The following is a 3,534-nucleotide window of genomic DNA, read 5'->3' as shown; positions in this document are numbered from 1 at the left end:
CCTCGGGTGGCCGCCCATCGAAATCCCTCACCCTGGTGGGAGCCGACCTTGTCGGCGATCCCGCGGCAGCGGGCCAGTTCGAGGCAAGCACCCATCGCCGACAAGTCGGCTCCCACAAGAGCAATTCGATTCCCACGAGAGCGGGTATCACTGACCCGGGGCCAAGGGCCGCAGGTCAGCGGGAGACGGTGCCGCTCGCTCCGCCATCCCACTGCACCGCCGACGCGAGTTCCTCGTTCGTCAGTGCCAGCTCGCCGCCGTCGTCCGCCATCTTCATCGCCACGACGTGATCCCCGTGCCGCGACAGCTCGGAACCACCCGCTGCGGTCAGCGCCTGCATCCGGCTCTCGTCCGTGGCGAGCAAGACCAGCAGGGTTTTCGATCCCGCCACGAAGCGGACGCCGGTGGTCGCGCCCGACTGCGACAGTTCCGCCGATTCCAGCGGCACGGCTCGTACCTTGCCGGCCCAGCGCGGTGGCGCGACGAAGGTGTACCCCGCCGCCTCGTCGCGCCAGACGAAGCGCTTCATCGGCTCGGGAGCCGGCGCGGGCTGGCCGTGGGTGCCGGGCGGAGGCGTGGCGGCCGCGAGCGCGGGCAGGCCAAGCATCAAGGCGAGAACGACGGTTTTCATGGCCAGGTCTCCGTGAGGACCGCCCCAGCCTACGCCGTATCCGTCACCCCGGCGTCAAGCGCTCTCCTTTCCACTGACCCATGCGAACAGGCCGATACCGACGATGATGGCGATGGCTCCGGTCGCAGCCAGGACGCCAGGAATGGCTTCGCCCAGGAAAACCGCGCCGATCGCCGTGGCGAACAACAATTCGGCGGCCTGCATCGCCTCGACGGCGGCAAGGGCCGTCGGCTGCCGGCCGACCCGCTCCGTGGCGTGGAAGAACAAGACCGTGGCGATCACGCCCGACGACAGCGCCACGCCACTGGCCAGCAGCACTTCGCGCAACGTCGGCGGTCCGATGGTCGTCCAGGTCAGGACGAACAACACGAGCCATAGTGGCCAACTCGCCAGGGTCATGCCGAACACGCGCTGCACCGCCCCGAGCTTCGTACCGCTGCGTTCCAGGTGAAGCAGGATCTTCCGGTTGCCCAGGGGATAAGCGAAGGCGGCGAAGACCACCGCGGCCACCGCCATCCATGCGGAGGCATCGAGTGCGCCGTGGGCGTGACCGAACTGCAGGAGCATCACGCCGATGACGATCAGCGCCCCGATCGCCAGCGCGCCCCCATGCCAGCGCGCCCGCTCGTCGCGATAGATGAAGGGAGCCATCAACGGGCCGGCGAGGACGGTCGTCTGGAAGCTTCCCGCCACGAGCCACGACGGGCCACTGCTCGCCGCCCAGGTCAACGGCACGCCGAACAACACGAAACCGACCGTGCTCCAGCCGAGCCATGTCCGCGCATGCGAGCGCAATTCGTGTGGCAGGCCGCCCAGCCCTCCCTGAAACGGCAATACGGCGGCCAGCAACGGCAAGGTGACGATGTAGCGAAGGATCACCGCCCATTGCCAGTGGCCGCCGCCACTGACGACGGCGCGATTCAGGACATAGGTCAGCGTGAAGAACAACGCCGAGAGCAGCGCGATCGCCACGGCGGCGGGCGCGTTGGAGCGCATCAGCCGATGGCTTCCATGTGCGTCAACAACAACCGGAGGCTTTCCCTCCCCTGCCAGTCATTGACGGAAAGCTCGTAGGCCACCCGCATCCGCGCCGGCGGTGGGGTTCCGTCGTAGCAGTTGAACATCACGGCATCGAGCGGCGCTCCGCCCTGCTCGTGATGCAGTTGCAGGCGAAGGTGGCGGCCCCCCATCGGCTTCCACGAGGCGCATTCGACACGCGCCTCGAAGAGGGGTGGCGGAAAGCCCTGCCCCCATGGCCCGGCATGGCGCAGTTGTTTCGCGAGATCGAGGGTATGGTCGCGGTAATCGAGTTCGCCATCGGTATGGACGAGGGCTTGCAGCCGCTCGTCGTCCAGGTGCGCGCGCGCCGTCGCGTCGAAGGCGGCGGCGAAGCGTTCGAAGTCGGCGGCCTGCAGGCTCAGGCCGGCAGCCATCGCGTGCCCGCCGAAACGAAGGATCAGTCCGGGATGTTTCGCGTCGATCTCGGCCAGGGCATCGCGAATGTGGAAGCCGGGAATCGAGCGGGCCGAGCCCCGGAGCTCATTCGTATCGTCGCCCGCCGGGGCGAACGCGAGCACGGGACGATGCAGCTTTTCCTTCAGCTTGGAAGCCACCAGGCCGACAATGCCCGCATGCCAGCCAGGGTCGAACAGGGCGACACCCACGGCGTCGACATGCGCCGCGCGCGCGACCATCGTCTCGGCCTCGTCCACCATCCCTGCCTGCATTTCGCGGCGTTCCTGGTTGATCGCCGAAAGTTGTTCCGCATAGCGCCTTGCGATGCCGGGGTCGTCGGTGAGCAGGCAGGCGACTCCGAGGGACATGTCCTCGAGGCGACCGGCCGCATTGAGCCGCGGACCGATGGCGAAGGCCAGGTCGGTCGCTCCCACGGTCGCCAACGAGCGTCCGCTGGCTTCGATGAGGGCCGTGATACCCGCACACGCCTTGCCTGCGCGCATGCGCTTCAGGCCCGCGTCGACCAGCACGCGGTTGTTGAAATCCAGCGGCACGAGATCGGCGACCGTGCCGAGCGCGACCAGATCCAGCAGCGCGCCCAGGTCGGGCTCGCCATGCGGGAAATGTCCTGCGTCACGCATGGCCGCGCGAATGCCCAGCAGCAGGTAGAACATGACGCCGACACCGGCGAGCGCCTTGCTGGGGAAACCGTCGCCGACAAGGTTGGGATTCACCATGGCGTCGGCGTCGGGCAACGTATCGCCCGGCAAGTGATGGTCGGTGATCACCACTGCGATACCACGGGCACGCGCAGCGGCCACGCCGGCGACACTGGCCACGCCGTTGTCGACGGTCACGATGATGTCGGGCGTCGGATCGAGCGACGCCACCAGCGCTTCGCTCAGGCCGTAGCCGTGCACGAAGCGATTCGGCACCACGTGGCTCACGTGGCGTGCGCCGAGCAAGCGAAGGCCGCGTTCGGCCACCGCCGTGCCGGTGGCACCGTCGCAGTCGTAGTCGCCTGCGATGACGATGCGCCTGTCCTCGGCGATGGCGCGCATGAGCAAGGCGACGGCGCGATCCAGGCCACCGAGCAGGTTGGGCGACAGCATGCGGGCCAGTCGATGTTCCGCACCGTCCGGGGTGCACACGCCACGTGCGGCATAGATACGCTGGATCACGGGGTGGACATGCGCCGGCCAGCCGCTCGGCGCGGTGGCGACGGTGCGCTGGCGCCAGACCCTGGCGGTCATGCCTTGCGCCAGAAGCGAAGGCGGTGACGCTTGCGCAGCACCATGCGCACACCATCGGCGAAGGCGAGGCGAACCTCGGTGCCTGCCGTGAGGTGCGCTTCGATCGCCGGCCACCAATCGCGCTCGAAAGCGGTCGGCTGGACGTCCTGCAAGTCGAGCAGGCTGTATGTGGGAGCCCCGTAAACGGCGCGGGGG

3 protein-coding genes and 1 pseudogene are annotated in these 3,534 nt (G+C 68.3%); all 4 read right to left on the bottom strand.

Annotated elements, in window-relative coordinates:
- Window positions 1-175: 175 nt before the first annotated feature.
- Window positions 176-631, bottom strand: a complete 456-nt coding sequence (locus ACR9ZJ_RS19095) for a hypothetical protein (protein WP_481288657.1) — start codon at window positions 629-631, stop codon at window positions 176-178.
- A gap of 54 nt (window positions 632-685) precedes the next feature.
- Window positions 686-1,627, bottom strand: coding sequence for a multidrug resistance efflux transporter family protein (locus tag ACR9ZJ_RS19090; RefSeq protein ID WP_481288656.1), 942 nt, complete (start codon window positions 1,625-1,627; stop codon window positions 686-688).
- Window positions 1,627-3,339 carry a single-stranded-DNA-specific exonuclease RecJ gene (gene recJ / locus ACR9ZJ_RS19085; RefSeq protein WP_481288655.1) on the bottom strand — a complete coding sequence of 571 codons (1,713 nt, stop codon included), beginning with the start codon at window positions 3,337-3,339 and terminating at the stop codon, window positions 1,627-1,629. The genes ACR9ZJ_RS19090 and recJ overlap by 1 nt, the downstream gene beginning before the upstream one ends.
- Window positions 3,336-3,534: pseudogene (locus ACR9ZJ_RS19080) on the bottom strand (phosphoglycerate mutase); the annotation flags it as partial. The pseudogene ACR9ZJ_RS19080 and the gene recJ, both read right to left, overlap by 4 nt.

The sequence above is a fragment of the Luteibacter sp. KNZ12-1A genome (genome assembly GCF_056755675.1).
This window is presented reverse-complemented; position numbering and strand designations above follow the sequence as displayed.